We start from the raw sequence: 25,813 nt of genomic DNA, 5'->3' as shown, positions 1-25,813 counted from the left end.
TTTATTATATATGGATGTGAAAGGTGACCTTAAAATGGATGAACATAATATAAAAGTAACAGGAAATAGGGTGGAAGTTGTTTATACAGCTCCTGGAGCCGGCTGTATGATTAGCTCTGCACTATTTGGCACATTATTAACAGGATTTGTTCTTTTCGTAGTCGCTCCTGATTCAGGAATCGTAAGGGGCTTTTTAATCGGCATCATTGGAATTGTCGGGTTAATCTTTTCTGGCTCCATTTTGTTAAAACTCATTAGTTTAATATTATCTGGGAAAACTATATTCACTATTGAATCAGGAATGTTAAAAGGAAGAAAAAATAGTATTCCAATCAATGAGATCGATGATATTAAATGGGGCGGCTCCAGTTTAAAGTACCTTGTTGCCCAAACCGCGAACAAAAAGAAAATTAAATTTCCTACTTATAACCTGGTAGGTGAAGAAAAGGTAAACCAGGTTATAACAGATTATGTAATTCCTCATGCGAGTCCTGAATTAAAGCGAAATTGGGAAAAACACAAGGGCAATAACGGAGCCCGAGTTTAAAGAAGCCTGCAGAAACAAGAGTTTGGCATAAATGGAATAGCATAATAAAGGGTGGAAGTTATTTATCTATAAAAATTTAAATGTCAAAGGGTGATTAAAATAATGTGCAGATTTTACAAGAAAATAAAAAGTCTATTTTGGGGGTTGGTTACCTTATTTTTTTCCATCATTTTTTTAATTTCCTCTATTTCTTTTTTTATGGAACGCGACATAATTTATGGATTGATTCTTTTCTTTTTAATGCCTATGCCGTTTGGAATAAGTTTAATGTTCTTTTCTGACTTAAGGCGAAAAAAGCATAAGACGATTTGAGCATGTGGCTTGTGGATTTTTATTTCCAAGCTTAATTTTGTATGTATTACTGTAATATAACGTATTAATGGTCGGGCAGACGAAAGTAAGATGTGCATATACTGAAAAAAGTAAAAAAAAACACAAGGCCGTATCTTTTCCCTCCCTCAATCCGTTTAAGGTGCAGAGAGGTTCAAAGGAGTGAACAGAATGTCGATCGACAAGCTTAGGAATGTGAATACTGAAAAGGAATCGGGGATCATGGGCCATTATCAAAGCCTGCGGCGATATTGCCGGTTTTTAACCCAGAGCAGCTGGGATGGTGATGATCTGTTGCAGGAAGTGACAATGAAGGCAATCCGTCATTATGAGCCATCACAGATTAGCGGAGCCTTACTGAAAAAAATGGCTTATCACCAGTGGGTGGATACAATCAGGAAGAACGGCCGTGAAGTGACGGGGATTCCGGAAAATCTCGGATCGAGCACTCAAGGGAATGTGATCGATACTGTTGAAACGCTTTTGTCCAAATTGACGCCGAAGCAGGCGGTGATTTTGGTTTTGAAGGAAGCGTTTCGTTTTCAGTCGCGTGAAATTGCCGAGCTGATGGGTTCTACCGAAATGGCCGTAAAAGCTGCGCTTCATCGGGCAAGGAAGAGGCTTGATCAGGATAGCAGCCTGCGAGACCTGGACCAGGTTTTAAGCGATGATGAAGAAATCCTGCTGTCAGACTTACTTTGCGAATCGCTGCAATCCGAGGACCCATCCGTTCTTTTGGAAAACATCCAGGAGATTCCGGCGCTTGCTGCATCCGTTCCGGAGATGTCATTGCATTCAGGTTCTCGTTCACCTCTCTCTACTTTCAGAATGGCTGCTTAAGCAGGAAAGGGAGGAACGATATGAGTACAATTCCTTATGTCATAGAGCAATCTAACCGTGGCGAGCGTTCATACGATATTTATTCCAGATTGTTAAAAGACCGTATCATCATGATTGGTGATGAGATCAACGACCAGGTGGCCAACAGTGTCATTGCACAGTTGTTATTTCTTGAAGCAGATAATCCCGATAAGGATATTTCCATCTACATTAACAGTCCTGGGGGCTCTACAACTGCAGGGTTCGCGATTTTTGATACGATGGAATACATCAAGCCAGATATCAGCACTATCTGTATCGGAATGGCCGCGTCGTTTGGGGCAATGCTTTTGCTTGCCGGCACGAAAGGAAAAAGATTCGCTCTGCCAAATAGCGAAATCATGATCCATCAGCCTCTTGGCGGGGCAAGAGGGCAGGCTACCGAAATAGAAATTTCCGCTAAAAGAATCCTCAAACTTCGTGACCATGTGAATAAACTCATCTCAGAACGCACTGGTCAGCCAGTGGAAAAAATCGAAAAGGACACTGACCGCGATTACTTCATGAGTGCACAGGAAGCTTTGGAGTATGGGATTATTGATAAAATTATTACACGGACATAGTGACGTAAGGGCTGCTCTGGCAGCCCTTTTTTGTGCTAAAACAAGGAATCGACTGAATTTAAAGCAAAAAATAGAATCCTTTCACGATAATTTCATTCAGGCTTGAATAAATATTTAAAAGGACAATTTTCCTTAGGTAACTAGAAGAGCAAAATCATGCTCCTCTCTTACAAATAAACTGAATAATCGAATAAAGGAGGAGATCATGTGCAAAACACGCCTGAAGTTGAGGCTGGCAAACAGCCTGAACTACCATTATCAAACCTGAGTATGTTGAAGTTTTTTCTGTTTAGTGCGATTGGCATATTCATGTTTTTCGTTCCAATTGCTGTGGCCGGAAAATCGTCGATCCCGCTTGACCATTTAGTGACCTGGATTAATACCACCTTTTCTGCAGCGGTTCCGTATTATGCATTTATCGTTATTTTATTAGGTGCCATTTATCCTTTTTACCGGAAAACGTGGAACAAGAATGTAACGATTATGGTTTTTTCTTTGCTAAAAGTTATGGGAGTTATTGTGGCTTTGATGATGCTGACTGATGTTGGGCCAGCATGGCTCTTTGAACCTGGCATGGGACCTTTCCTGTATGAAAAGCTGGTTATTCCGGTTGGAGTGCTGGTACCGATTGGTTCTGTATTCTTGGCATTGCTTGTCGGCTATGGCCTGCTTGAATTTTTTGGTGTGCTTCTGCAGCCAATCATGCGGCCAGTCTGGAAGACACCTGGAAGGGCAGCAATTGATGCAGTTGCCTCCTTTGTGGGAAGCTATTCAATCGGACTGCTCATTACTAACCGTGTGTTCAAGGAAGGCAAGTATACAATCAAAGAAGCAACCATTATTGCGACAGGCTTTTCTACCGTATCTGCTACATTCATGATTGTAGTCGCTAAAACGCTGGGTTTAATGGAAGTATGGAACACGTATTTCTGGACGACACTTTTTGTTACGTTTATTGTAACCGCTATCACGGTCAGGTTGCGTCCATTAAAAACGGTGAGTGACGAATATTATGAGGGCAAAGGCGTTCCAGAGGAACCAGTAACAGAAAATCGGTTCAAAACAGCGTGGGCAGAAGCTATGATCGCATCAAACAAAGCACCATCCCTTGGCAAAAATATTTTGGATAACTTGCGCGATGGAATGATTATGACGATGGGAATTTTACCGTCCATTCTATCTGTTGGCTTGTTAGGGTTGGTTTTAGCAGAGTTCACTCCTGTGTTTGATGTTATCGGCTATATTTTCTATCCATTCACATTGATTCTCCAGATTCCCGAACCCATGCTGGCAGCCAAGGCTTCTGCTATTGAAATCGCAGAAATGTTCCTGCCTGCTATGCTTGTGACAGAAGCCCCTATGGTCACAAAGTTTGTCATCGGCGTCGTTTCGGTTTCAGCCATTGTCTTTTTCTCTGCGCTGATTCCAAGCATAATGTCTACAGAAATTCCAATCAGCTTAAGAAAATTGGTGGTCATCTGGATACAGAGAACAATCCTTACACTTATCATTGTTGCGCCAATCGCACACTTTTTGTTTTAATTTAAAACCTATTTTATGAGCTGCCTGGCAGCTCATTTTTTTATTTTTTCCTAGAACTGATAAAGTGAAACTGCTATAATCGATTTTATATTTAAAAAATTCAGAGGAATCAACTTCCATGAGAACATCATGAATCATTGAACAGTAAAGGGGATTGTCCATGAATATTTACGGATCAGAAAAGATCAGAAAGATGACTTCGAGCATTTTTCAGGAAGTAGTAGACAGGAAGCAGCTTGCATTGATGAATGGCAAGGATGTCATCGACTTAAGCATTGGAAGCCCGGATTTCCAGCCGCCAGTATTTGTGATGGAAACACTGGCGAATTATTCTATGGATCCCGGTAAATACGGCTACACATTAAAGGGCATAGCCGAGTTTAATGAAGCAGTGAAGTATTTTTACAGTCAGCGATATTCCGTTGAGCTTGATGAAAAAACAGAAGTATTGCAGTTGATGGGTTCACAGGATGGGCTTGCGCATTTGGCGACTGCCATCGTTGATCCGGGGGATTATGTCCTGGTTCCAGATCCAGGATATCCAATCTATGAAGCTAGCGTTACGATTGCTGGCGGGGAAATCTACCCTATGCCACTGTTGGAGGAAAATAACTTCCTTCCTCAGCTAAATGAGATTCCAGAGGAAGTTTTGCAGAAAACAAAAATGATGATTTTGAGCTATCCTGGAAATCCAGTTACTGCACTTGCTGACAGGGTCTTCTTTGAAGAGGTAGTTGAATTTGCCAGGGTACATAATATTTTAGTCGTCCATGATTTTGCGTATTCTGAATTGATTTATGATGGGAATCCTCAAATCAGTTTCCTGTCGGTACCTGGTGCCAAAGAGGTTGGCATCGAGTTTAACTCATTATCAAAAACCTTCAATATGGCTGGCTGCCGTATTGGTTATGTTGCTGGTAATGCACAGGTCATCAATCTTCTGGCATCATTCAAATCCCATATTGATTATGGAGTCTTCTACCCGATCCAAAAGGCAGCAATTGCTGCACTGACATCTGACTATTCGTTTCTTGATCATCAGTTAAAGCAGTATGAAGCACGACGGGATGCTTTGGTCTCAGGTTTCAGGAACAGCGGATGGCAGGTAGCCAATTCTCCGGCCACGATGTTTGTCTGGGCTAAAATCCCTGCTGGATGGAAGTCTCATGATTTCGCCTTCAAGTTGATTGATGAGGAAGGGATTGTTGTAGTTCCAGGTGACGCATTTGGAAAGCAGGGAGAAGGATATGTCAGAATTGCCATGGTACAGCCTCCCGAAAGACTGGTAGAAGCTGCACAGAGGGTAAATAAGTTTTTGCTGGGTTTTCCGGTAGGAAGTTGAAATTTATTTCGGTAAACGAATTGACTTTTGGCTGAATTTAGAATATTATCACTTTAACGAACTAAAATTTAATAAGCATGTCTTCTTATCAAGAGAGGTGGAGGGATAGGCCCTGCGAAACCTCGGCAACAGGTTCTGAATGAATACTGTGCCAATTCCTGCGGACAATTTTGTCTGAAAGATGAGAAGAGAGTATAAAAAGGCTCTCTTCTTTATGAAGGGAGCCTTTTGTCTTAGGGGACTATAAAATGGTCTCTTAGTTTTTGTTTTTAATACCGACTTAACAGGTTGGTAAACTCGAGATTATTGGGACAGAGGAGAGGGAAGAATGAAGTATGGATTTTGGCTGCCGATTTTTGGCGGATGGTTAAGAAATGTTGAGGACGAAAAGATGCCACCAACTTTTGATTATGCAAAGAGAGTGGTTCAATCAGCAGAGGAGTGGGGATACTCTACAACTTTAATTGCAGAATTATATTTGAATGATATCAAGGGTCCTGAGCACGATTCTCTTGAAGCGTGGACAACCGCTGCTGCATTGGCTTCAGTGACCGAAAAAATCGAAATCATGGCTGCGGTAAGACCCGGATTCCATAACCCTGCAGTTACAGCAAAAATGGCAGCAAACATTGACCAGATCAGCAATGGCCGCTTTACTCTGAATGTGGTTTCAGCATGGTGGGAGGAAGAAGCGCGCCAGTATGGCGGTATTTTTACCGAGCATGATGAGCGTTATGATCGCACACATGAATTCATCGACGTATTGAAGGGGCTTTGGAGTGAAGAAAGCTTTTCATATGAAGGCAAGTTTTATCAGCTGAAGGAGACGAAGCTGTTCCCTAAACCGATTCAGCGTCCGAACCCAATTTTATATGCTGGCGGCGAAAGTCCGAAGGGAAAACAAACCATTGTTGAGAAATGTGATGCTTATGTTATGCATGGCGGAACGGTGGAAGAAATCGAGCAGAAGATTACTGATATGAAAAATCGCAGGGCTGCAACATCAAATACTGAACTGTCAGAGTTCGGAATGGCCGCTTACGTCATTTGCCGCGACACTGAGGCTGAAGCATTCGCAGAGTTGGAACGAATTACTTCTGTAAAAGAATCCAGTGCCTATGCAGGCTTCAAGGACTTCACCAGCAAATCACAGCTCGAGCAGCAAATCCAGCTACAGGATTATTCTGTCTCTAATCGCGGATTGCGCCCTAATTTGGTAGGAAGCCCTGACCAAATTGCACAGCGGATTTTACAGTATGAAAAAGCAGGTTTGGGATTGCTCCTGCTGCAATTCTCCCCACAACTGGAAGAGATGGAGAGATTTGCGAAACAGGTTATGCCGCTTGTGGAGGCAAAAAGAAAACAGCTGACAGTTTGATAGATAAATAAACGAAGGAGATGAGGATCATGAGCAAAGTTTATATCATCCATGAAAACAGTGAATGGACGATCCACTTAACAAAGCGTCTTGAGGAGCTGGGAGTTCCTTTTGAAGAATGGCATCTGGACGAAGGGCTGTTTGATTTGTCAAAGGAGCCGCCAGAGGGGATTTTTTACAGCAGAATGAGCGCTTCTTCCCATACAAGAGGACATCGCTTCGCACCCGAATATTCGGGACAGGTATTAGCCTGGCTGGAGGCACATGGCCGGAACGTGTACAACGGATCAAGGGCTCTTGAACTGGAAGTCAGCAAAGTGAAGCAATACCTTGAGCTGAACAAGCATGGGGTAACGACTCCACGGACAATCGCTACCGTTGGAAAGCAGCAGCTGCTCGAAGCGGCAAAACAATTCGAGGGAAGAGCCTTTATCACGAAGCACAATCGAGCTGGAAAAGGGCTCGGAGTCCAGTTGTTTCAATCTGTTGAAGCACTGAAAGCATATGTGGAGAGCCCGTCCTTTGAGGAACCTGTTGATGGAATAACACTCATCCAGGAATATATCCAGTCACCTGAAAGTTATATTACTCGCTGCGAGTTTGTCGGCGGAGAATTTGTCTACGCAGTAAAAGTGGATACTTCAGAGGGGTTTGAGTTATGCCCGGCAGATGCCTGCCAGATCGGCGACTTGTTCTGCCCAGTAGGGGAAGAAGTAGAGGAAAAGCCGAAATTCCAGGTGATTGAAGGCTTTGATGATCCTGTTATTGAAAAATATAAAAGAGTATTAGACTCAAATAATATACAAGTAGCCGGAATTGAATTTATCAGAAATGAGACGGGTGAAATCTTTACCTACGACATCAATACAAATACGAATTATAACTCAGACGCGGAAGCAAAAGCAGGTAAATACGGGATGTTGGAGCTGGCGAAGTTTCTAGAAGCACAGCTGATTGCGGAATATGGAGCAGTCGCCAAGACCCGTTAAGGTTCAGAGCAGGGATTAGCCCTGCTCTTTTTTTGTTTATTGAATGAAGGATTTATGTTAATTTTAATTTAACAAGTTCTGGTAATGGAGAGAATGAGAGAAATGACTAGCCGATTGATTAAAAATAACCTGACAGCTGATTGTGAAAGCTGCTTTGGATTATGCTGTGTGGCTCTGCCGTATGCGAAATCAGCGGACTTTCCTGTTGATAAAGAAAGCGGTTTGCCTTGCAAGAATTTGCAAGCGGATTTCCGCTGTGGAATTCATGGAAAACTTCGGGAAGAAGGATACAAAGGATGTACGGTATACGAATGCTTTGGGGCTGGCCAGAAGGTTTCCCAAATCACCTATAAGGGATTTGATTGGCGAAATAAGCCAGAGCAGGCTAAGGAAATGTTTGATGTTTTTCCAATCATGCAGCAGCTTCATGAAATGCTTTGTTACCTGGATGAAGCTCAGGCATTGAAAGAGGCCAATTCACTTCAACTTCAACTTAAGGATATCTATGTCAAAATAGAGCAGCTCACGAACTTAGATGCAGGGGAAATTCTTGCTTTGGATATCCCCTCCTATCGAGCAGTTGTAAACGAACTGCTGTTACAGACAAGTGAATTGGTCCGAAGTAAAGTGAAAAGCGAAAAAGAAACAAAAGGCAAGAACCTGCTTGGAGCAAAGCTTAGACGTGCTGATCTAAAAGGCTCTGATTTCCGTGGAGCTTTGCTGATTGCTGCTGATCTCCGAGAAGCGGACCTAAGGGTGTGTGATTTTATCGGTGCAGACATGAGGGATGCTGATTTAAGCGGAGCTAATCTGGAAGGCAGCTTCTTTTTGACTCATGCTCAAATTAACTCGGCCAAGGGAAATGATCGGACCAGGCTGCCTTCATCTTTGAAAAGACCAAATCATTGGAGGTAATTAAATGGCAGCTATCATCATATTGATAGGCAGTATTTTTAGCGTGCTCGCCGTTGGGTATGGAACAAAAGTGTGGGACAACAAGAAATAGTTTTTTACATTGGAAAGTATGGATGTAATTTGAAACTATTCTGGATTTCTCTCGGATTTATTAACAAGGGGGAGAATAAAAGAAATAGTCATTGTTTATTCCTAAATTCCTGGTTTTGCTACTGATCGGCTGTACAAATCATATTGATCATTTCAGTCCATAATTTTAAGGTTGAATACGCTGAGTCATTAGAAGACGAAGTTTAAATAACGGATAGTGTTACAGGGGTGCTGCCTGAGAGCCGAGAAAAATCAAACCGGAAATTCTTATGGATGGCTTTTATGGAATCCCTATTAGAGATGAGATCGTTCTGGAAAAGAAATTAAATAAAAATGCTCAGTAAAACTGAGCATTTTTAAACTAAAAGATTGGCCTTTAAAATACGTTCGATTTCTTTACGAGTTTGAGTGCCTCTTTCGAGAAAAAGTAACCGGAAGTAAAGTGCTTTCAGGAATTGATTTAAGTTAGTATGCTTCCGAAAAAAAGTTGGTGAAAAGCCGTTGCTGGCTCTGATTTCTGTTACTTCAGCCGAAAGTTCAGAAACCCAATCTTTTAAGATGTCATCATTCATTTCCTTTTCCATTAGAGAAATTATGGCAGCAATCAGCCGCTCATCTTCCTCGTCCACATAAGCTGTTTCTATTAGTATGCATCTCCTGATCGTATCCAGACATTCGCTTGCCAAAGTCTTATCGAACAAAGGGTGCTTAATGGCTTCATCCAGTAAATCGGCACCATGAGCGATGCTATGCGCCCAGCCTTTTTCTTCGACGTAACCCCGTGTATCTTCTTCCTCAAGAAGATATTTCATGCTGCTTTCAATGGTTTTTTTGACGGTATCTTCAGATAGAAATCTCTCTTTGCGATCTTTACCTAAAACGAGAGCAACCACCAGTGAAGAAAATGCCCTGGTAAATACCGAGTCATCGTTTTTTGAACCTATGCGTAAAAACAAATGGTTCTGATCAAGACATGTTTGGAGTAAATACTCCATTTGCTGATGATTTAAATAATCCTGGTTAATGACGTAATAAAATGTAGTGTAAATCAGTTTGTCTCTTAATTCCGGGTCAGTCGAGCCAATATAATCAACCATATGTTCAATAAGTGTATCGAGGTCTTTATGTATTATCGTTTCAGGGTTATTAAAATCCAGTCCTTTTAGTTCTTTTTTCAAAGAGTCGGTCGTTACCAAGCTATTCATCCTCCATTCTAGTAAATATTTTACCATGTATTTCAAATTTGACTAGAAATGACCAGGGTATATTATACTGATTACCTGTCTATCCCTATATCTCTCACTACTAAATTAATACTCAAAGGGATTTTCCTCCCAAAATAAAAAACCCTTGCAAAGGCAAGAGTTTTCAAATCTATTCGTTATTCTGCTGTTTCCTTTGATGTGATAAGTAACAGAATCGTCCATTCAATACAAAAAAGGGTGAGCCCTAAAAAAAAATCCAGTATTTTCTCTCGCATGTCCCGCCAACTCCTTGAAGAGATTTACAACATAATTATAGGTTCATAGTGAGTTGAAGAGTTGGCCTGAATATGAGAAATAGTTGAACAAAAGAAGGATAATCTGTGAACAAGCCAAGTGGCCCTCTAATTTGAGGGCCACTTGTTGATCCAGCTTCTAATTACCATGTATCTCCGCGTTCTCTCTTGAGTTCTTTCATTTTTGCCACCCAGTCGTCTACTCTTTGCCTGATTTCTTTGCTTTTTGCATCTGCTTTTTCACGATTGGTTTTGGACATGGCGTAGTGGAGTTCCTTCATGGCTTCGCTTCGTTCAAATCCCCAATCCCGGAGTTCTGAATACTGTTCTTCGGTGATCCACTCGTTTTCGGCCATGATGGCAGCCGCGTCAATGATTCGGTGCGCTTCTTTTCTTCCAATCGTCCATAATTCAAGCGGGTATTTTTCTGCCACTTTGTATTCCTCGACCATATCCCAGCCGTCAGGTGCCATCGTAAACGCGAATGCAAGGTCGAGCGTGGATGGAAGCCATTCGTACTGGATCGTGTTTTTCAATTGTTCAGGATTGTCTGCTTTGAAATATTCACCGTTTCCGGCTTCAGCAACAGCTTTTAGTTGGTCTTCAGCTTTGCTGTCTACATCGAATCCGATGATGTTTACAGAATGATTTGCGTTATTTGCCACAAGTTCCTTACTTGCCTGAACCGGGTCTCCATCGCATGTTTCCGCGCCATCGCTGACGATATAGATGGTTACATTTCCTTCATGGCCGGAGCTCATCTCAGCAGCTTTTGCGATCGCTCCTGCGAGCGGAGTCCAGCCTTTGCTTTCAAATGAGTCGACGGCTCCATTGAAGTTTTCCTTCGAGTATTTCCCCATTGGAAAAACCTCTTCGATTCCAGAACAGGATGCTTCTTTATCAGAATCTGAATCCGATCCCTGGTGACCATAGACGACAAGGGAGACTTCTGCAGACTGACCGATGGTTTTGGCAAAGCTTTTAACTACATCCTTGGCGATATCCATCTTCACTCTGCCTTCTGACTGCTGCAGCATGCTGGAGCTTGCATCAAGCAGGATTATGGCTTTCTCTGCAGCTTTTGTTTCCTCTTCGCCTTCCGTCTTCTCAGGATCTGGTAAAAATGGCTCTTCAAAATAAGGCTCATACGCATTTGCTTTTTCAATTACCTGCTGATAATGTGGACTCGCTAATAAAGAAATAAGGCCTTTTTTTATGGTCTCCAGGTCATCTGTTCCCTTAGCTAATTGATGAAGCTCTTCCGGAAGCTTGGTTTTAAGTTCTGGATCCAGCTCTGGAGTGTTGAATCCGATATCCTCGATATCCTTTTCATATGTAAGGTCATCCATCATTGTACCAGGCTTTAATTCCTTCAGGATTTCCTCTGAAACTTCCAGACTGATTTCCTTCAATTGTCCTGGCAGCTCCTGTTTTGCAGCTTCCTTTTTAACCTCCTCTTTCGGAGGGGTTTCGGCCACAACCTCTTCATCAGGTTCATCATTATTGCAAGCAGTAAGAATGAGCGAAATAAATAGTAAAAAAAAGAGCGAATGTCGTTTCAAGATAATCCTCCTCTTCGCCGTTTCAAATATGTATAAAAACATCTTCATAGAGTTTAACATGTTTTGCGGATGGATTTGAAGTAATTTCCATGGATGAGCAACATCATGAGTAAAATATGCCGAAATGACAAAAAATGTGGAGTGACTAAGGAGGAATGTGGATGAACTTGCTTGAGCTGCCAGCGCTGCTGATATTGGATGTTCAGAAGGGCTTTGACGATCCTTATTGGGGGAAGCGGAACAACCAGGAAGCAGAGGGGAATATCGCAAGGCTATTAAAAGAGTGGCGAAATAGAAATGGCCATGTCATCTATACGAAGCATCTGTCACTAGACCCGGCATCTCCTCTGCATCACCGCAACTCACTAGGCACTGAATTTAAAGAAATCATCAAGCCTGTGGAGGGGGAGGTCATCTTTGCAAAAAATGTGAACAGTGGTTTCATCGGAACGGAGTTAGAATCCTATCTGAAGAAAAATCAGATAAAGTCCTTAGTAATCACCGGATTATCTACTCAGCACTGTGTCTCTACAACGACCAGAATGAGTGGTAACTTGGGCTTCAATACCTTCCTTGTGTCTGATGCGATTGCGGCTTATGAAATCACGGACCATAAGGGAGTGAAGCATACAGCTGATTCTATACAGGAACTAGAACTTGCTATGCTCCAAAAGGAGTTTGCAACGATTGTAACGACGGATGACTTAATTAAACAACTGAACAAACAGTAAAGCGCAGGAGCGATCCTGCGCTTTCATTTATTTTTGCCAAGAAACTTCAGGACTTGATGATAAGGGCATTTGGATAAAGAAGTTTCATCATCCCTCAGAAAGTATTGCCGCCATTCAAAATTATCCTCTGCTCCGTAAGTGTTCAAATCAGGATGAATAGAAATGCTGTCATATTTCGCCAGCCGTTTTCTCACCTGTGCCTTGATCCTCTTTGCATAGCTTTTGGATTTATGGAATTCCTGGAGCACCCATCTCGGTGTAATCGCGAGCATCATCACGTCAAAATGTCTGCTTTTCCGGTTTTTATGTGCCGGTGTAGCACAATACATAAAATATTTTTCGCCATTGAAGCAAAATTCCCAGATAGGATCGTGGGGATCTTGAGGCATACCCTCTGGCCAGTCGAATTCATCCAACCCGCTCAACCCAGAAAGATGCTCCCAGAAAAGTTGTTCGAATTCTTCTACAGATACATCCTTCATTTCTTCTGGCGTTTCGTAGAAAATGATCAAAGAAGTATAACCGCCAAACCCACTTGATTGCTCTGTATAGCTAGATAACAAACTAGCAATTTCATTTATCGTAGTGTCCCTCCTTGGACTGCCAACAAATCCGTATTTTAACTGATTCATTGAAAATCCAATCGTTGCAGGTATGCAGGGAAAAGGTTTTTCCTTATCACTCATTTTAGCGAAGAATTTTTCCAGTGCTTCTTTCTCCCATGCGAGCAACTGATCCTGGGAGGAGGAACCATGTGCATACAAGCCGTTTATCATAGTCACCTCCAATAGCTTCTACACTATATTCAAAGCATGGAGAATAGGGTAGATGTCCCGGGACAAATAGGCAGGTACCCAGTTGTTATGAAAACGAGGGGAGAAATAAATTGAAATATTCTGATAAATTTATTATAATTTTCATTGTGGTTATGGTAATACCTATAAAGGTATATTGTGATAATCAAATCTTAGCAAGGATGGTGGATGAGGTGAATTATAAGGTAGTAATTGTCGGTGGTGGCTCAGCTGGTATTTCGGTAGCGGCCAGGCTCGCTAAAGGGGCACCGGATTTAAAAGGGAAAATTCTTATTGTTGACCCAACCAAAAAGCACTATTATCAACCTCTGTGGACACTTGCAGGCGCTGGTGCGGTTAAAAAGGAAGTTACAGTAAGAGACCAGCACACACTCATACCAGATGGCGTGGAACTGCTTCAGGAAGCTGTTACTTTGATTGATGCAGATTCGAACAGTCTTTCGACAGGAAATGGAACTAAAATTCATTACGACTTTCTCGTCATGGCTGCCGGCATCCAGATCAACTGGGACAAAATCAAAGGGTTAAAAGAAGCCATCGGCAGGGGTGGTGTCTGCAGCAATTATTCGTACGATTATGTTGATTCGACCTGGGAAAGCATTCAGAATTTCAAGGGCGGCAATGCCATTTTCACACACCCGAACACACCGATCAAATGTGGCGGTGCACCTCAGAAAATCATGTACCTCGCTGACGATGCCTTCAGGAAAGCTGGTATCAGAGACAAGAGCCAGATCATTTTCGCATCAGCATCTGACAGTATTTTTGCAGTAAAAAAATACGCAAATACACTCGAACAGGTCATTACCAGAAAAGGGATTACCACTAAATATAAAATGAACTTAATCGAAGTAGATTCAGCCAACAAACTTGCCGTTTTTGAAAATTCAGGGACAGGAGAGACGGAAAAAATTCCTTATAGTATGCTTCATGTTGTCCCGCCAATGTCAGCAGCCGATTTCATTTCACAAAGTAAATTGGCCGATGCTGGAGGATGGGTAGACGTTGATTCGAAAACACTGCAGTCAAAAAAATATCCAAATGTCTTTGGTGTAGGGGATTGCGCGAACCTTCCGACCTCAAAAACGGGTGCAGCAATCAGGAAACAGGCACCAGTCGCAGCAGGAAACTTGCTAAGCTTTATGAAAAATCAACCGTTGAAACTCTCTTATGATGGATATACTTCATGTCCGCTGATTACGGGCTATAATAAATTGGTGCTGGCTGAATTCTTGTATGAAAATAAACCAGCCGAAACATTCCCGTTCGATCAATCTAAAGAACGTTACAGCATGTATATACTAAAAAAGAATATCCTCCCTGTCATGTATTGGAAGGGAATGTTAAAGGGAATTATGTAATAAGAAAGACTCTTATTATGCACTTTATATCCGCGATTTTAGGAAGCAGCTTCGAAAAAAACTTCGAGATTATTAGGATAAGTTTTTCGTCCAATCTGAAGACAGCTTTTTTATATAAGTTAAAGAGTCGGCAGCAAGGATAAACTGCCGGCTTTTTGTGTGCTCTTATTAGTTTCATTTTGACATAATAGGATAAATGTTAATATATAGTCAGGGTGAGTAAGGAGGGATATTCCATGAATCCTGTTATTCTATTTGATGGAGTTTGCAATTTCTGTGATGCCAGTGTCCAATTTATTCTCGAACGTGATGACAAAGAGATGTTCCGATTTGCTTCGCTTCAGAGTGATGCAGGACAGGAACTGCTGAAGGAATATACTGTTCCCGATGATGTGGACAGCATGATATTGATTGAGGATGGAAAGGTCTATTATAAGTCAGCGGCCGCTCTCAGAATCAGCCGCCATTTAAAAGGCCCCTGGAAGCTGCTCTATGGTTTGATCATTGTACCTGCTCCATTAAGGAATATTGTTTACGATCTTATTGCCAAAAATCGATTCAAATGGTTCGGCCAAAAGGATAGCTGTATGCTGCCCCCGCCGAATGTGAGAAGAAGATTTCTATAATAAAAAAGAACGGAAAAGCAGCCAAACAGCTTTTCCGTTCTTTTTTAATTGGTGAAGGAGGAGTAGCGCCAGTAATGATTTGCCATTGGGTCAGCCATCATTTCAAGCCCTTTGCTGTGAGCCTGGTGGATGACCTGCCAATTGTCTGTGCCTGGTTCTTTGAGATAGATTTCATGTTCCGGTGCCTGATCATGGGTTCCGATCAGATCGAATTCATTGTCTTTATAAAAGACTCCGCACACGACATAATCAATGGCAGGGGACACGACAAGCGGATTGCTGACTGAATGCTTCAGGATAAACTTAATTCGGTCATCATCTGCCAGTACCTTTTCTAATTGAATTCCATCATCAGAAGCCTGGGCGGATTCAACAGGTTCCTGATTTCCACTGAAAGCTTCTGTCATACCAGTGCTCTTGCTGAGCAATGCGGATTGGCTGTCGGTATCGATAAAGACCTCACCTCGGGTCCGATATTGAGACGAGTCCGGTTCAAATGAACGGTGGTCACCCTTAAAGTATTGATCCCCGGAAGCGGCATTCGGGTTTTTCAGCCACTCCTCTTTTAAAAAGGTTGTGTATCTCAGATGCCAGTTTCCATTTTCAAAGCTGTGTTCACGATTTGGTTTTAATAGCTCATCAATTGGGCCAATCCGTTTGGTGATCGAAAACTCTTCTTCAGCTGCCATTCTCGTTGATGAATCTTTCTTGATTGCTCCAACGGCATTGGCAATCACCGATTTCAGCTCCCATTTTACTTGTTCCGAACGCTGCAAAGGCCGTTTGGCTTTAATGGTGTAAGTATAAAATTGATCATCCTGGATGCCTCTGTCAGTAAAAGTACAGGAGGTCACTTTCTCAAGCTGCATGCCGTTTCGATGGATGGTATACTCCGTCACACCCTCGATTGGCTCCCATTCAAAACTGATTTGTCCCTCTGTAACAATGGTCGTAATTAGGAGATCCTCCAAGACGTTGTCTTTTTCTTTGTAATTCACGGATGTAGTCGTTTGTATTCGCATTCTCTTCTTCACTTCGCCTTGTGCCAGAGATTCAATACTATATGAATACAGTGTGCCAGGAGTCAGCTCATTGTCAGCAAACCTCGGTTCAAATCCTTCGTATATGAACTCCCTGTCCCGGTAAACACGGTATGAATCACCTTGAGATTCCCATTCAAGAGTGATCGCATTGGTTCCATGTTCAATCTTCTTAAGCATTCTCGAGTGAGAAGAACCCGCAGTCTTTCGCCGGCGGTTTACACTCAAGGCATAAAGAGTCCCGGCAATGCCAAGGGCTGCTAGAGGCAGGTATTTGCCAGCCAAGTTTTGTCTGGTTATCGGCAGTTGTCTATTAAGTTCCATGTATTCACCACTTTTCGTTTTATTTTTCCGGCATGTCCATTATTTACCCCATGAGCAGGTGTTTTAATAGATTAGCTTTAGAAAACAGTTTGGTAAAATAAGGGTTGGCAATATGCAGGGAAGGTCTCTAGGAATGAATACTTCCTTTTGGCAATGTGGCAGCAATTGGACTATCAACATTTCCTCTAGTTAAAGAGACTTCTTCAATTTTTATGGTAGTATAATAGTTAGTATGCAATTTTTTAAAAGGGTAGGATCATTTGTAAATAGGAGCGTTCATGATGTTGCGATTAAAAGGTATCCTTATGATTGTTTTTGGTGCGATGCTTTGGGGAATGACAGGTTCGATCACGGAATGGGTGCTGGATAATACGGAATTGACGGTTCCTTTTATCCTGACAATCCGGATGATCATTGCCGGAAGCAGCATCCTTGCATATCTTGCGTTGAAAAAACAAGATATTTTTACGGTTGTAAAAACACCATACTGGCGGAATCAGCTGATCTTATTCAGTATCCTGGGAATGGTCGGTTTGCAGTTCACATTTACAATGGCGATTCAGACAAGCAATGCTGTCGTGGCAACTTTGCTTCAATTTTCCGCTCCGATTTTTGTGGTCCTTTATGTTTCTTTTCACCATAAAAAATGGCCGCCGCGCTATCAGATATTGGGAATCCTCGGAACGTTGGCTGGGTTGTTCCTGTTATTGACGAATGGTTCGATGAGCAGTTTGCTGGTCAGCACAGAAGCGCTGCTCTGGGGAATTGCGGTAGGGCTGACATTTGCGTTCTATACGCTTTATCCATCACGGTTAATGAAAGAATGGAGCGTACTGGCCATCGTTGGCTGGAGCATGTTGTTCGGGGGCATGTTGCTCGGCCTGGTGAACAGAGTCTGGCTTTCAGAGGAATGGACGATTATTACTCACCCTAAAATGCTGTTCATCATGGCCATATTGATTGTCTTCGGAACATTGGCATTCCTGTTATTCCTGGGAAGCATGACTTATATCAGCGCTGTCGAAACGAGCATTCTATCGAGTGTAGAGCCTCTGACTGTCATGGTCATCTCAGTTATCTGGTTCGATACCCTGCTGCAGAATATCCAGCTGATGGGCGCGATGATCATGCTTATATTCGTAACCTGGCTGTCGATAGGCGATAAAAATGCATCTGTGGAAGCCAAGGTTGTTAAACAAAATAATACCTGATAAAGTCGCCATTCAGGCGGCTTTTTTTTTTTGGCACTCTACCTTAAATATTGCTCTTTAGCAGGATTTTGATTTACCTTCATGGAAATTAAAGGGAAAAGGGAGAGTGGTAAAATGATTTTTATCAGAAAAACAGAAAAAATCCGGTCTGGAAAACTGGATGAATTCAATCGAATCTTCCACACCCATGAATACCGCGAGTACGTTAAAAATGGTGCCAAATTAATAGGCAGATGGGTGAATGACAAAGAAGATGAGATTCTGACGATCTGGGAATACAAGAGCAAAGAGCATTATGACAACTTTGAAATAGTTAAGGATACTAGTAAAGAAATACAAGAGGCAACAGGACTGACCGGCGATATCAGTTATGAACTATTATCATCGACTGAGCCTTATCCATCAGCCTATCACCCGCCTAAACACATAATGTCTGTAAGTGGATACATTACAAATAAGAAAGGAAAAGTTTTACTAGTAAGAAATTTTCATCGATCCGATACAATGGAAATGCCCGGTGGCCAGGTAGAAGAAGTGGAAACATTAGAAGAGGCTATTCACCGAGAGATTTTAGAAGAAACAGGAGTCAAAGTTAGCATAATTGGGATAACAGGAATCTATCAAAATGTCACAAGCGGTGTGACTTGCATTGTTTTTCGGGGTGAGCACCTGTCTGGTGAAGTAAGGGCAGCCGAAAATGAAACATCCGAAGTGATTTTTGCTGAATTAACTTTGGAGAATATTGATCACTATATTACTAGACCACAATTTAAAAGCAGAGCACTTGATGCCATGGAAGCGAACTATTTACCATATGAAGCATTTAGAGCAAGGCCCTATGAGCTGATCAGCAGATTTGACGTCAAGAAAGAGTATTCTTAATTATACATAAAAAGTTAATTATATTTATTGTGGGCATTTTTTTATATTGAGAAATGCTCATTATTTTTGCGGGAAATAATTGAACGCGATAAAAATATAATGAAGTAAACCAAAAATTTATTGATTTACAATAAATATTTTGTTAAATTCAATATGACATTAAGTGAATGAGGTGCTTTTATGAAACGTGAAACATTGTTTTTGAAGGTGGTTGTTTTCCTTCTGGCAGTCCCGGTACTGGCGGCTTGCTTTATTTTTTTGCCCTGGCTCATCAGATATGCATCGCAAGGCAACTGGGTGCTTGCTAACTTTTTGTATCCCATCATAGGGGTTATGTATGCTTCTGCGGTTCCCTATTTTATCGCTCTGTATCAGGCTTTCCTGCTGTTAGGCTATATTGATAAGGACATAGCATTTTCGGGTTGGTCTGTAAAAGCGTTGAAAAACATCAAATTTTGTGCCGTTGCAATCAGTATTTTATATCTTGCAGGCATGCCATTATTCTATTTGATCGGTGAGAAGGACGATGCTCCCGGTGTCATCCTTATCGGAATGGTGCTAACCTTTGCGCCAATCGTGATCGCTGCTTTTGCCGCAGTCCTCGAAAAGCTTTTGAAGCATGCCATAGAAATAAAGTCAGAAAACGATTTAACAGTCTGAGGTGATAACAATGGCAATTGTAATTAATATTGATGTAATGCTGGCAAAGAGGAAGATGAGTGTGACGGAGCTTTCCGACAAGGTAGGGATTACCATGGCGAACCTGTCTATTTTAAAAAATGGAAAGGCAAAAGCCATCAGGGTTTCGACTTTGGATGCCATTTGCAAGGCTTTGGAGTGCCAGCCAGGAGACATATTGGAATATCAGGATGATGAGGAAATTCAAGAATAAGAGTGGAGGCATTAACCATGAGATCAATCATGCAGCTTGTGCGTTTTGGCTGGGAACAGGCACTTTCATGCATATTTCCCGTCGTGATTTTTGCTTCATTGGCGATTACAAAAATCGTAGAACTCCCATTCCTGCCTCGTTATGACTGGCTGCTGCTTATATTCCTATTGATGCAATGGTGGATGGTGCGTTCTGGCCTTGAAACCAGGGACGAACTCAAGGTAATAACCTTATTCCATCTCATTGGGCTGGCACTTGAAATCTTCAAGGTGAATATGGGCTCATGGACTTATCCAGAGGAGGGGTATTCGAAGGTATTTGGTGTACCTTTGTACAGCGGATTCATGTATGCCAGTGTGGCGAGTTATCTGTGCCAGGCATGGAGGAGGCTGAAGGTTGAACTTGTTGATTGGCCGCCGTTTTTGCTGGTTGTTCCACTAGGGGCTGCCATCTATCTGAACTTTTTCACCCACCATTTTTGGCTGGATATTCGCTGGTGGTTATCAGGCCTTGTGATGATCGTCTTCTGGCAATCATGGGTTACATATGAGGTTGGCGGAACCAAGTATCGCATGCCAATCGCTTTATCTTTTATTCTAATCGGATTCTTCATCTGGATAGCGGAAAATATCGCCACGTTTTTCGGGGCCTGGCAATACCCAAATCAAATGGAAGTATGGAGCCTGGTTCATCTTGGAAAAGTGAGTTCGTGGCTATTGTTGGTTATCGTCAGTTTTCTGATCGTGGCAACATTAAAGCAGGTAAAAGCTGAGCCGGCCGCAAACGTGGGCGGTGCTCAACTAATAAAGTCTCGGTGATTCTTTTTGACCCTCCAAGAAATGAAAAAGGTTATAATTATAGGAAACTATATTTAGAATCAGAGGTGTGTTCATGACTCTTGGACTTTTTTGGTTGTCATCATTCTTATAGGCGCTTTGCTTTCAACAATATTGCTGTTCGGAAAAGGGGATGACGACTACAGGAATGCTGCAAAAAAGAACACAACAAATCTTTCCGTCATTTACATAGTTGTCATTCTACTTTCTTTTATTGCGGTGGGAGTTTATATTAAATGGTTTGTATGATGATTATTACTGAAACGGTTTATTATAAAATTATTATGTAAACTACTTACGCTTTTTTCATGTCAATTTTAATTGTAAGTACATAGTTCCGTTAACGAAAAAGATTTTCTTATGGGGGGAATATGAAAAAAATCCTGCTAGTCATTTTGTTTTTGTTCCTTATCATATCTGTTTTTGGTCCTTACAACCTTTATTATGAGTTTAATGAAAAAAGCGCACTGGAACAGTTTATTTCGGAAGATGGAACGTTCCAGGGACTAGAAGTAATTGATGTTGACTATCGAGGTTCTGATACTTTTTTTATTCAGGCAAAGGATGGGGAAGCGACAAGAAATTTTATCGTCATGAACTATCACTCATCTGTCATGAATGGACATTGGAAGGTTTTTAAACAGACCTCGAAAGGACATTACTATTGAAAGAAGGACCGCCCATTGGTGGTCCTTCTTTACTGGATGCGATGTTTACATTTCTGTTTGTACGGAAAGACCATGTTAAACAACAAACTTTAAGGGTATTCTTTTACTAAGCTAATACCTTAAGAAGGAGTTCAAACATGAAACCATATTCGATTACAAATATGATTATTGACGATGAATCCTATGACCAGGAGCATGTAACGGCGGAAATCACCTATGAAGAGAAAGACTATATGTTAACCTTCCAAAAGTCGGACCTGGAGTTAATGAACGCATGGGTGTTAGAAAAAGGGGCATCCCTTCCCGCAAACCTTTCAGAAAAACTCATTCAGGAAATAAAGGCTGATATAAATGAGAAAATCCAGTGATCATGACTGGATTTTTTCATTTGTAAAATAGCCCGCGCAAATTAACCCAAAATAAGTAGGGTTTTCATATGACAGGAACTCTACATGCCGTTCATCTGGGTGGATGGCTCCAGCCAGAATCATCGTCTGCCAGATGCCATCTGGTTTTGCAGCCTCAATAAAGCTTGACTCGAATTCTGCCATTTTTTCTAATTCATTTGTCTTGATGAATTTGACTGCTTGTTCATCCAGTTCTTTCGCAGCAGGGCTAAACCCGTATGGTCCCTTTTCGTCATGAGTATGGGCCCAATCACAGCTGGCAATCAACCCGACCCGACCACTATATTGAGCAACAGCGTTTCGAAGTGATTGGCCAAACTTAAGATGATCATCGAAGCTTAACTCTCTTGGTGAGGTGATGACGACAATAGGGACATCGGGCATGAAACGCAGCGGCACAATTGCTCCCCAATCCAGCGGCAGACAGGAAATCGGGCCACTCGAAGTCCCATAATTGATAGTGGAAGCCAGAATACCATTTTTATTTGCTTCATCTTCAATTATCTTCGCCAAGTCCCGTTCGACTAATTTTTCCATCCCATAAAAACCGTCATTTTCTTCCCAGCTGCCCATCATCTTCTCAGAATCAGAAATAGAGAATATGCCTTTGATTCTGGTCCCATGCGGGGTGAGGACAACAATACAATCAGGACGAGCCTGAGACATATAGTTACCGAGCTTTTCCATGTTTTCTCTGGTGACAGCCATCCGGTCAGGATTAATCCCCTTCAGCTCAGGAATAATCTCTCCTCCGTGGGGAGCAATACAAGCAAATACAAATGGATTCATGGATCTCTATTCCTCCTTTTTAAAAAGATAATTAGATACAAACGTGTAGAATCCTCTATTTTATTTGGATATTTTTCCGATAGAAAAAGGGTAGAAATACAAAAAAGAGACTGGAGCCAGCTCCAATCTCTTTTCAATCATGGCTGTTTTTACATAGAGGATAGGTTACTTAATTCCGTCCTGCACCTCTCTGGAACGCTCTCAAATGATTCTTAGAAGCATTCCCTAACTGGGTGAATACCGTTTTGGCGTCTTCAGGGAGACCTGGTATCGTTTTAAGCTTATCGTACATGGCGATGTTATCGATTTCACCTTGAACCCCTTGGTTGAATGCATCTTTTAATGTTTCTGGCGCAGATACGAATTGTTTCGCATTATTTTCAGGAATTTGTTTATTATACTTTTGGAATAAAGCCAAAAGAGCATTAATATGCTGCTGCTCGGCTGCTTTGATATTGATAAAAGGCCTGATGCTGCCAAATTTTCCGATGACAGCATCATAACGGGCCTGAGCGAGGTATTCGTCCTGGATTGCGTAAACAAGGGCTTCATCAAGTGTAATTGACGTATCCTGAAGGGCCCCCTTGGCTCCAAAATTAACAGGCGGTTGGGTTTGTGCCTGGGTTGCTCCGGCCATTCCCGCTAATAAAAATAAGCAAAAGAGTATGGATTTCCATTTCATATTTATCTCTCCTTTTGAAAAAAATATCTACCTTATTCTTTTCCAAACAAAGGATTTCATTCGTAAAAATGGGTTTGGGTTCAAAAGGCAAACGTTTTTAGTTATAATTGAGGTAACTTTTATTAATAGGAGAGATATAATGCTTTCAAATATAGGGTTTCCAGGATTAATTCTCATCCTTGTGATTGCACTGATCATCTTTGGGCCAAACAAACTACCTCAAATCGGACGGGCAGTCGGCAAGTCCATGAGGGAATTTAAAAATGCGACAAATGGAATCACAGACGAAATCAAAAAGGAATTCAAAGAAGACGATAAAGACCAAAAGAAAGATTAAAAAGCTGCCATTGGCAGCTTTTTTTGTGTGCAAGAATGTGAGTATGAACTCAATCTGTTCAGTAACGAAGCTTTCAACTTACTTTCTGAAATAAATATGAATTGAAGACAATAACAGGATCAATCCATTCAATATATAAAGCCCGGTAAAAATGACAGAGAGGATTCCGGCACCCCAGCCGCTGTCATCCCAGATGAAAACGAGATAAAGCGTGCTGAAAAAGATGACAGGTGTGCAAAGAAGAAAAAGTACCCCGGCCAATAGACGTTTTTTACTATTCCCTGCAGAATGCTTTATGGCAAAATAATTCGCCGTTCCAAATAGGGCAACATTCAGCAAAATCGTTAAAATGGTACCAACAGTCTCAGGCATGATTACTTCGCTCCTTTTCGATACAGCTTCAGGATCAAGGCAAAAATGAACAAGACAGCGCTGCATACCAATAGTGAGGCAGCAAGCATTCCGACGCCAATCCCAGCCCATGGATCTACTGCAATTGCAAACACAAAGCTTGCGGCAATGGACAGCATTCCGATTCCAAGACTAATGAATGCAGGTAAAAATACTTTTTTCGCCTGAATGTAGAGTGTGATTAACATGAACAGGACCGTATACAAGATACCTAGTGTCCAGCCATTTATAGAATAATCTACTGCCTTCATCACAAAATTTTCTCTCTCAAGTGCAGGAAGATCCAGTGAAATCTCTCTCAACTTCTTTGTTTCCAACTCTACTGTCATCAATTTATATTCCTCTGGCTCCTTTGGCCAGTTAGTATAATCCAGGAAAAGAATTTCATCTTTATTGTTAAAAAAGATCGGTGAAACGACAGAAGAATTTAAATCTGTTAATCTTTTGCTTTCTCCGTTCTTCAAATCCTTCAGATATAAATCATACTCAAACAGCGACGAGTCCATTGATTCTTCAGAAACCTTCGTGTAAGCGACCAATTCGTTATCAGGTGAAATGGACATATTGAAGTAATCGTTCGGTAATTCACTACTAAAATCGGCCATGTAAACTCGGCCTTCTTCTAGATCAAAGGAATTTGTATCATTGAAATCCTTAAAAATCACTTGTTTATCTTTTGGCGAGTAGTAAAGGCTCTCCATCGTATAAAAATCCCTGTCAGTTAACTGCTCCATTTCTGTGCCGTCTATTTTTACGGAGAAAAGGTCCAAACCGTCCTTGGTTTCGCCTTCAGACTTGTTTACATTCTCAGCTGCCGTACTGGCAAAGAAAATCGTTTTGTTATCATCTGAAAAGATGGCCTCTGTTACATGCTGAGTGTTCTTAGAAAGCTTTTCAGGGTTTGTGCCATCACTATTGGCAATATAGAGAGACTGAATACGGTTACGATTTTGTGATAGATACAAAAGCTTCTTGCCATCAGGCGAAAATGTTGGCTGACGGTGATCGGCCTTAACCGGATTACTCACTCTATGGACATCTTTTCCATCCAATTTGGCTATATAAATGGCCTCACTCCCATTGCGATAAAAAGAAAAGGCTATTTGCTGATCGTCATTCGAGATAGCAATTTTGCTTCCCAGCCCAGTATGATATTTATAAACATCACGATCAGCCAATAAAAGATAACCAATGCTGGCGACCAGTAACAAGGCGGCAATTCCAATTCCACTTAAAAGCAAGTTATTTTTCTTCATACATATCCCCTTTTTTAGAAAAGTTTACCTTACATACAATATAGTGTAAAATTACACTTAATAAAAGACTTTTTTGGAAAATATTATATTTAATTCATTGAAAAGGGAGCGAAAGCGGTTTTCGTGGCTTGCGGTTTTGTTGAAATATATTTATTTAACATTTAAAAGGACAACAGAGACCATGTTAAAATAAAGAGAAGGGAATTTAAGCAAGGGGTGTGCTGTAATGAATCCAAAGTTTAACCGAAATGGTCATTCGAGTAAACGTCGCCCAAGTAAGCGCGTATTGACAGCAAAAAACGAAATTCGTGCTGCCCGCTTGATAAATGAATTTGATGAAGATGATCATGACTGGCAAAGAGAAAGAAAACTGAAAGTTCATAACCTCCACCCACCAACTTCGCAAGTCCGCACCAATAAAGTAAGTCAAGTTAAGCAAAAAAAAAGGCAGGTTAATAAACTGAACCAGGAGGATTTTTAGCTGTCTTATTTGCGATATAGTATGACCTATCAATATGCTAGCAGTTGATACCTTTATGTTAGCGAAAGATGTTAGATCTAGTCGATATATAGAGGAATGTAGTCTTTACGGTCGATAAAATGAAGGATTCATTCTATTTTTCAGGTGTTTGAAAGTAAAGATACCCTTATGCAAGTTATCTCGTTAACATAAGGTCACCTTTCCCGTCTAAAGATACCCTTTTGTAAGGGATCTCGTTAACATAAGGTCACCTTTCCCGTCTAAAGATACCCTTTTGTAAGGGATCTCGTTAACATAAGGTCACCTTTCAAGCCCAAAGATACCCTTATGCAGGGGATCACACTAACATAAGGGCACCTTTCAAGCCAAAAGATACCCTTATGCAGGGGATTTCACTAACATAAGGGTACCTTTCAAGCGCAAAGATAC

General features: G+C 41.4%; 28 protein-coding genes and 1 riboswitch. Of the genes, 20 read left to right on the top strand and 8 right to left on the bottom strand.

Annotated features, from left to right (window positions below; all coding sequences use genetic code 11):
- The first annotated feature begins 34 nt into the window (after nt 1–34).
- The 8 genes from J7E38_RS19685 to J7E38_RS19650 all read left to right on the top strand — a co-directional run bounded on the left by J7E38_RS19685 (nt 35) and on the right by J7E38_RS19650 (nt 8,485).
- Nucleotides 35–547, top strand: coding sequence for a DUF5381 family protein (locus J7E38_RS19685; RefSeq protein ID WP_214710213.1), 513 nt, complete (start codon nt 35–37; stop codon nt 545–547).
- A 501-nt stretch (nt 548–1,048) separates the two neighbouring features.
- Nucleotides 1,049–1,717 carry a sigma-70 family RNA polymerase sigma factor gene (locus tag J7E38_RS19680; RefSeq protein WP_214710211.1) on the top strand — a complete coding sequence of 223 codons (669 nt, stop codon included), beginning with the start codon at nt 1,049–1,051 and terminating at the stop codon, nt 1,715–1,717.
- Nucleotides 1,718–1,737: 20 nt separating this feature from the next.
- Nucleotides 1,738–2,319 carry an ATP-dependent Clp endopeptidase proteolytic subunit ClpP gene (gene clpP / locus J7E38_RS19675; RefSeq protein WP_214710209.1) on the top strand — a complete coding sequence of 194 codons (582 nt, stop codon included), beginning with the start codon at nt 1,738–1,740 and terminating at the stop codon, nt 2,317–2,319.
- A 270-nt stretch (nt 2,320–2,589) separates the two neighbouring features.
- Nucleotides 2,590–3,861 (top strand): YjiH family protein, encoded by a 1,272-nt coding sequence (locus J7E38_RS19670; protein WP_215038855.1) that lies wholly within the window; start codon nt 2,590–2,592, stop codon nt 3,859–3,861.
- A gap of 160 nt (nt 3,862–4,021) precedes the next feature.
- Nucleotides 4,022–5,203: an LL-diaminopimelate aminotransferase gene (locus J7E38_RS19665; protein WP_214710205.1), complete on the top strand. Its 1,182-nt coding sequence runs from the start codon at nt 4,022–4,024 to the stop codon at nt 5,201–5,203.
- A gap of 82 nt (nt 5,204–5,285) precedes the next feature.
- Nucleotides 5,286–5,391: riboswitch (SAM riboswitch) on the top strand.
- Between the two features lie 140 nt (nt 5,392–5,531).
- Nucleotides 5,532–6,581, top strand: coding sequence for an LLM class flavin-dependent oxidoreductase (locus J7E38_RS19660; protein ID WP_214710203.1), 1,050 nt, complete (start codon nt 5,532–5,534; stop codon nt 6,579–6,581).
- A 29-nt stretch (nt 6,582–6,610) separates the two neighbouring features.
- Nucleotides 6,611–7,570 (top strand): ATP-grasp domain-containing protein, encoded by a 960-nt coding sequence (locus J7E38_RS19655; protein WP_214710201.1) that lies wholly within the window; start codon nt 6,611–6,613, stop codon nt 7,568–7,570.
- Nucleotides 7,571–7,672: 102 nt separating this feature from the next.
- Complete coding sequence (locus tag J7E38_RS19650; protein ID WP_214710199.1) at nt 7,673–8,485, top strand: pentapeptide repeat-containing protein; 813 nt, start codon at nt 7,673–7,675, stop codon at nt 8,483–8,485.
- 446 nt (nt 8,486–8,931) lie between these two features.
- Here J7E38_RS19650 and J7E38_RS19645 read toward each other — a convergent pair whose 3' ends face one another.
- Nucleotides 8,932–9,780, bottom strand: coding sequence for a DUF2785 domain-containing protein (locus tag J7E38_RS19645; protein ID WP_214710197.1), 849 nt, complete (start codon nt 9,778–9,780; stop codon nt 8,932–8,934).
- A 436-nt stretch (nt 9,781–10,216) separates the two neighbouring features.
- On the bottom strand, nt 10,217–11,635 hold the full coding sequence (locus J7E38_RS19640; protein ID WP_214710195.1) for a vWA domain-containing protein: 1,419 nt from the start codon (nt 11,633–11,635) through the stop codon (nt 10,217–10,219).
- A gap of 161 nt (nt 11,636–11,796) precedes the next feature.
- Between J7E38_RS19640 and J7E38_RS19635 the strand changes: the two genes are divergently transcribed.
- The gene (locus J7E38_RS19635; protein WP_215038851.1) at nt 11,797–12,366 is read left to right on the top strand and encodes a cysteine hydrolase family protein; all 570 of its coding nucleotides are present in this window, start codon (nt 11,797–11,799) and stop codon (nt 12,364–12,366) included.
- 23 nt (nt 12,367–12,389) lie between these two features.
- Here J7E38_RS19635 and J7E38_RS19630 read toward each other — a convergent pair whose 3' ends face one another.
- Nucleotides 12,390–13,142 (bottom strand): YqcI/YcgG family protein, encoded by a 753-nt coding sequence (locus J7E38_RS19630; protein WP_214710192.1) that lies wholly within the window; start codon nt 13,140–13,142, stop codon nt 12,390–12,392.
- Nucleotides 13,143–13,342: 200 nt separating this feature from the next.
- Here J7E38_RS19630 and J7E38_RS19625 point away from each other — a divergent pair, with 200 nt between their 5' ends.
- Together J7E38_RS19625 and J7E38_RS19620 are read left to right on the top strand one after the other, a co-directional pair.
- Nucleotides 13,343–14,542, top strand: a complete 1,200-nt coding sequence (locus J7E38_RS19625) for an NAD(P)/FAD-dependent oxidoreductase (protein WP_214710269.1) — start codon at nt 13,343–13,345, stop codon at nt 14,540–14,542.
- A 236-nt stretch (nt 14,543–14,778) separates the two neighbouring features.
- A complete protein-coding gene (locus J7E38_RS19620; protein ID WP_214710190.1) occupies nt 14,779–15,168 on the top strand; it encodes a thiol-disulfide oxidoreductase DCC family protein in 390 nt (129 codons plus the stop codon).
- Nucleotides 15,169–15,212: 44 nt separating this feature from the next.
- On the opposite strand, the gene J7E38_RS19615 is transcribed toward J7E38_RS19620, so the two are convergent.
- On the bottom strand, nt 15,213–16,532 hold the full coding sequence (locus tag J7E38_RS19615; protein WP_214710188.1) for a DUF3238 domain-containing protein: 1,320 nt from the start codon (nt 16,530–16,532) through the stop codon (nt 15,213–15,215).
- 281 nt (nt 16,533–16,813) lie between these two features.
- On the opposite strand from J7E38_RS19615, the gene J7E38_RS19610 reads away from it, so the two are divergent.
- The 7 genes from J7E38_RS19610 (at nt 16,814) to J7E38_RS19580 (ending at nt 21,389) form a co-directional block, all read left to right on the top strand.
- Nucleotides 16,814–17,743: a DMT family transporter gene (locus tag J7E38_RS19610; protein ID WP_215038849.1), complete on the top strand. Its 930-nt coding sequence runs from the start codon at nt 16,814–16,816 to the stop codon at nt 17,741–17,743.
- 114 nt (nt 17,744–17,857) lie between these two features.
- On the top strand, nt 17,858–18,625 hold the full coding sequence (locus J7E38_RS19605) for an NUDIX hydrolase (RefSeq protein ID WP_214710184.1): 768 nt from the start codon (nt 17,858–17,860) through the stop codon (nt 18,623–18,625).
- Between the two features lie 180 nt (nt 18,626–18,805).
- Nucleotides 18,806–19,285 (top strand): DUF2975 domain-containing protein, encoded by a 480-nt coding sequence (locus J7E38_RS19600; protein ID WP_214710182.1) that lies wholly within the window; start codon nt 18,806–18,808, stop codon nt 19,283–19,285.
- Between the two features lie 10 nt (nt 19,286–19,295).
- A complete protein-coding gene (locus tag J7E38_RS19595; RefSeq protein WP_214710180.1) occupies nt 19,296–19,517 on the top strand; it encodes a helix-turn-helix domain-containing protein in 222 nt (73 codons plus the stop codon).
- A gap of 17 nt (nt 19,518–19,534) precedes the next feature.
- Complete coding sequence (locus tag J7E38_RS19590) at nt 19,535–20,335, top strand: DUF817 domain-containing protein (RefSeq protein WP_214710178.1); 801 nt, start codon at nt 19,535–19,537, stop codon at nt 20,333–20,335.
- Between the two features lie 389 nt (nt 20,336–20,724).
- The gene (locus J7E38_RS19585; protein ID WP_214710176.1) at nt 20,725–21,021 is read left to right on the top strand and encodes a hypothetical protein; all 297 of its coding nucleotides are present in this window, start codon (nt 20,725–20,727) and stop codon (nt 21,019–21,021) included.
- A gap of 137 nt (nt 21,022–21,158) precedes the next feature.
- Nucleotides 21,159–21,389 (top strand): hypothetical protein, encoded by a 231-nt coding sequence (locus J7E38_RS19580; protein ID WP_214710174.1) that lies wholly within the window; start codon nt 21,159–21,161, stop codon nt 21,387–21,389.
- Here J7E38_RS19580 and J7E38_RS19575 read toward each other — a convergent pair whose 3' ends face one another.
- Nucleotides 21,390–22,217, bottom strand: coding sequence for a DODA-type extradiol aromatic ring-opening family dioxygenase (locus J7E38_RS19575; RefSeq protein WP_214710172.1), 828 nt, complete (start codon nt 22,215–22,217; stop codon nt 21,390–21,392).
- 169 nt (nt 22,218–22,386) lie between these two features.
- Nucleotides 22,387–22,899, bottom strand: a complete 513-nt coding sequence (locus tag J7E38_RS19570; RefSeq protein WP_214710170.1) for a ferritin-like domain-containing protein — start codon at nt 22,897–22,899, stop codon at nt 22,387–22,389.
- 139 nt (nt 22,900–23,038) lie between these two features.
- On the opposite strand from J7E38_RS19570, the gene tatA reads away from it, so the two are divergent.
- Nucleotides 23,039–23,236 carry a twin-arginine translocase TatA/TatE family subunit gene (gene tatA, locus J7E38_RS19565; protein WP_214710168.1) on the top strand — a complete coding sequence of 66 codons (198 nt, stop codon included), beginning with the start codon at nt 23,039–23,041 and terminating at the stop codon, nt 23,234–23,236.
- 78 nt (nt 23,237–23,314) lie between these two features.
- Here the strand turns inward: tatA and J7E38_RS19560 are convergent, their stop codons facing one another.
- Together J7E38_RS19560 and J7E38_RS19555 are read right to left on the bottom strand one after the other, a co-directional pair.
- The gene (locus J7E38_RS19560; RefSeq protein WP_214710166.1) at nt 23,315–23,608 is read right to left on the bottom strand and encodes a hypothetical protein; all 294 of its coding nucleotides are present in this window, start codon (nt 23,606–23,608) and stop codon (nt 23,315–23,317) included.
- Between the two features lie 2 nt (nt 23,609–23,610).
- Nucleotides 23,611–24,903 (bottom strand): TolB family protein, encoded by a 1,293-nt coding sequence (locus J7E38_RS19555; protein WP_214710164.1) that lies wholly within the window; start codon nt 24,901–24,903, stop codon nt 23,611–23,613.
- A 226-nt stretch (nt 24,904–25,129) separates the two neighbouring features.
- Between J7E38_RS19555 and J7E38_RS19550 the strand changes: the two genes are divergently transcribed.
- Nucleotides 25,130–25,384 (top strand): hypothetical protein, encoded by a 255-nt coding sequence (locus J7E38_RS19550; protein ID WP_214710162.1) that lies wholly within the window; start codon nt 25,130–25,132, stop codon nt 25,382–25,384.
- Nucleotides 25,385–25,813 lie beyond the last annotated feature (429 nt).

It is taken from the genome of Bacillus sp. ISL-35 (genome assembly GCF_018613355.1).
Taxonomy (GTDB): domain Bacteria; phylum Bacillota; class Bacilli; order Bacillales; family Cytobacillaceae; genus Mesobacillus.
The sequence above is the reverse complement of the archived record's forward strand: the minus strand, read 5'-3'. Positions and strand labels throughout refer to the sequence as shown.

Excerpts from the sequence above, each read along its gene's own strand:
- J7E38_RS19550 (WP_214710162.1), top strand. The coding sequence starts at position 25,130 with ATGAATCCAAAGTTTAACCGAAATGGTCATTCGAGTAAACGTCGCCCA.
- J7E38_RS19590 (WP_214710178.1), top strand. The coding sequence starts at position 19,535 with ATGAGATCAATCATGCAGCTTGTGCGTTTTGGCTGGGAACAGGCACTT.
- J7E38_RS19580 (WP_214710174.1), top strand. The coding sequence starts at position 21,159 with ATGAAACCATATTCGATTACAAATATGATTATTGACGATGAATCCTAT.
- J7E38_RS19625 (WP_214710269.1), top strand. The coding sequence starts at position 13,343 with ATGGTGGATGAGGTGAATTATAAGGTAGTAATTGTCGGTGGTGGCTCA.
- J7E38_RS19560 (WP_214710166.1), bottom strand. The coding sequence starts at position 23,608 with ATGCCTGAGACTGTTGGTACCATTTTAACGATTTTGCTGAATGTTGCC.
- J7E38_RS19595 (WP_214710180.1), top strand. The coding sequence starts at position 19,296 with ATGGCAATTGTAATTAATATTGATGTAATGCTGGCAAAGAGGAAGATG.
- J7E38_RS19570 (WP_214710170.1), bottom strand. The coding sequence starts at position 22,899 with ATGAAATGGAAATCCATACTCTTTTGCTTATTTTTATTAGCGGGAATG.
- J7E38_RS19630 (WP_214710192.1), bottom strand. The coding sequence starts at position 13,142 with ATGATAAACGGCTTGTATGCACATGGTTCCTCCTCCCAGGATCAGTTG.
- J7E38_RS19605 (WP_214710184.1), top strand. The coding sequence starts at position 17,858 with ATGATTTTTATCAGAAAAACAGAAAAAATCCGGTCTGGAAAACTGGAT.
- J7E38_RS19615 (WP_214710188.1), bottom strand. The coding sequence starts at position 16,532 with ATGGAACTTAATAGACAACTGCCGATAACCAGACAAAACTTGGCTGGC.
- J7E38_RS19645 (WP_214710197.1), bottom strand. The coding sequence starts at position 9,780 with ATGAATAGCTTGGTAACGACCGACTCTTTGAAAAAAGAACTAAAAGGA.
- J7E38_RS19555 (WP_214710164.1), bottom strand. The coding sequence starts at position 24,903 with ATGAAGAAAAATAACTTGCTTTTAAGTGGAATTGGAATTGCCGCCTTG.
- tatA (WP_214710168.1), top strand. The coding sequence starts at position 23,039 with ATGCTTTCAAATATAGGGTTTCCAGGATTAATTCTCATCCTTGTGATT.
- J7E38_RS19585 (WP_214710176.1), top strand. The coding sequence starts at position 20,725 with ATGAAAAAAATCCTGCTAGTCATTTTGTTTTTGTTCCTTATCATATCT.
- J7E38_RS19670 (WP_215038855.1), top strand. The coding sequence starts at position 2,590 with ATGTTGAAGTTTTTTCTGTTTAGTGCGATTGGCATATTCATGTTTTTC.
- J7E38_RS19655 (WP_214710201.1), top strand. The coding sequence starts at position 6,611 with ATGAGCAAAGTTTATATCATCCATGAAAACAGTGAATGGACGATCCAC.
- J7E38_RS19635 (WP_215038851.1), top strand. The coding sequence starts at position 11,797 with ATGAACTTGCTTGAGCTGCCAGCGCTGCTGATATTGGATGTTCAGAAG.
- J7E38_RS19665 (WP_214710205.1), top strand. The coding sequence starts at position 4,022 with ATGAATATTTACGGATCAGAAAAGATCAGAAAGATGACTTCGAGCATT.
- J7E38_RS19650 (WP_214710199.1), top strand. The coding sequence starts at position 7,673 with ATGACTAGCCGATTGATTAAAAATAACCTGACAGCTGATTGTGAAAGC.
- J7E38_RS19685 (WP_214710213.1), top strand. The coding sequence starts at position 35 with ATGGATGAACATAATATAAAAGTAACAGGAAATAGGGTGGAAGTTGTT.
- J7E38_RS19610 (WP_215038849.1), top strand. The coding sequence starts at position 16,814 with ATGTTGCGATTAAAAGGTATCCTTATGATTGTTTTTGGTGCGATGCTT.
- J7E38_RS19600 (WP_214710182.1), top strand. The coding sequence starts at position 18,806 with ATGAAACGTGAAACATTGTTTTTGAAGGTGGTTGTTTTCCTTCTGGCA.
- J7E38_RS19575 (WP_214710172.1), bottom strand. The coding sequence starts at position 22,217 with ATGAATCCATTTGTATTTGCTTGTATTGCTCCCCACGGAGGAGAGATT.
- J7E38_RS19680 (WP_214710211.1), top strand. The coding sequence starts at position 1,049 with ATGTCGATCGACAAGCTTAGGAATGTGAATACTGAAAAGGAATCGGGG.
- clpP (WP_214710209.1), top strand. The coding sequence starts at position 1,738 with ATGAGTACAATTCCTTATGTCATAGAGCAATCTAACCGTGGCGAGCGT.
- J7E38_RS19620 (WP_214710190.1), top strand. The coding sequence starts at position 14,779 with ATGAATCCTGTTATTCTATTTGATGGAGTTTGCAATTTCTGTGATGCC.
- J7E38_RS19660 (WP_214710203.1), top strand. The coding sequence starts at position 5,532 with ATGAAGTATGGATTTTGGCTGCCGATTTTTGGCGGATGGTTAAGAAAT.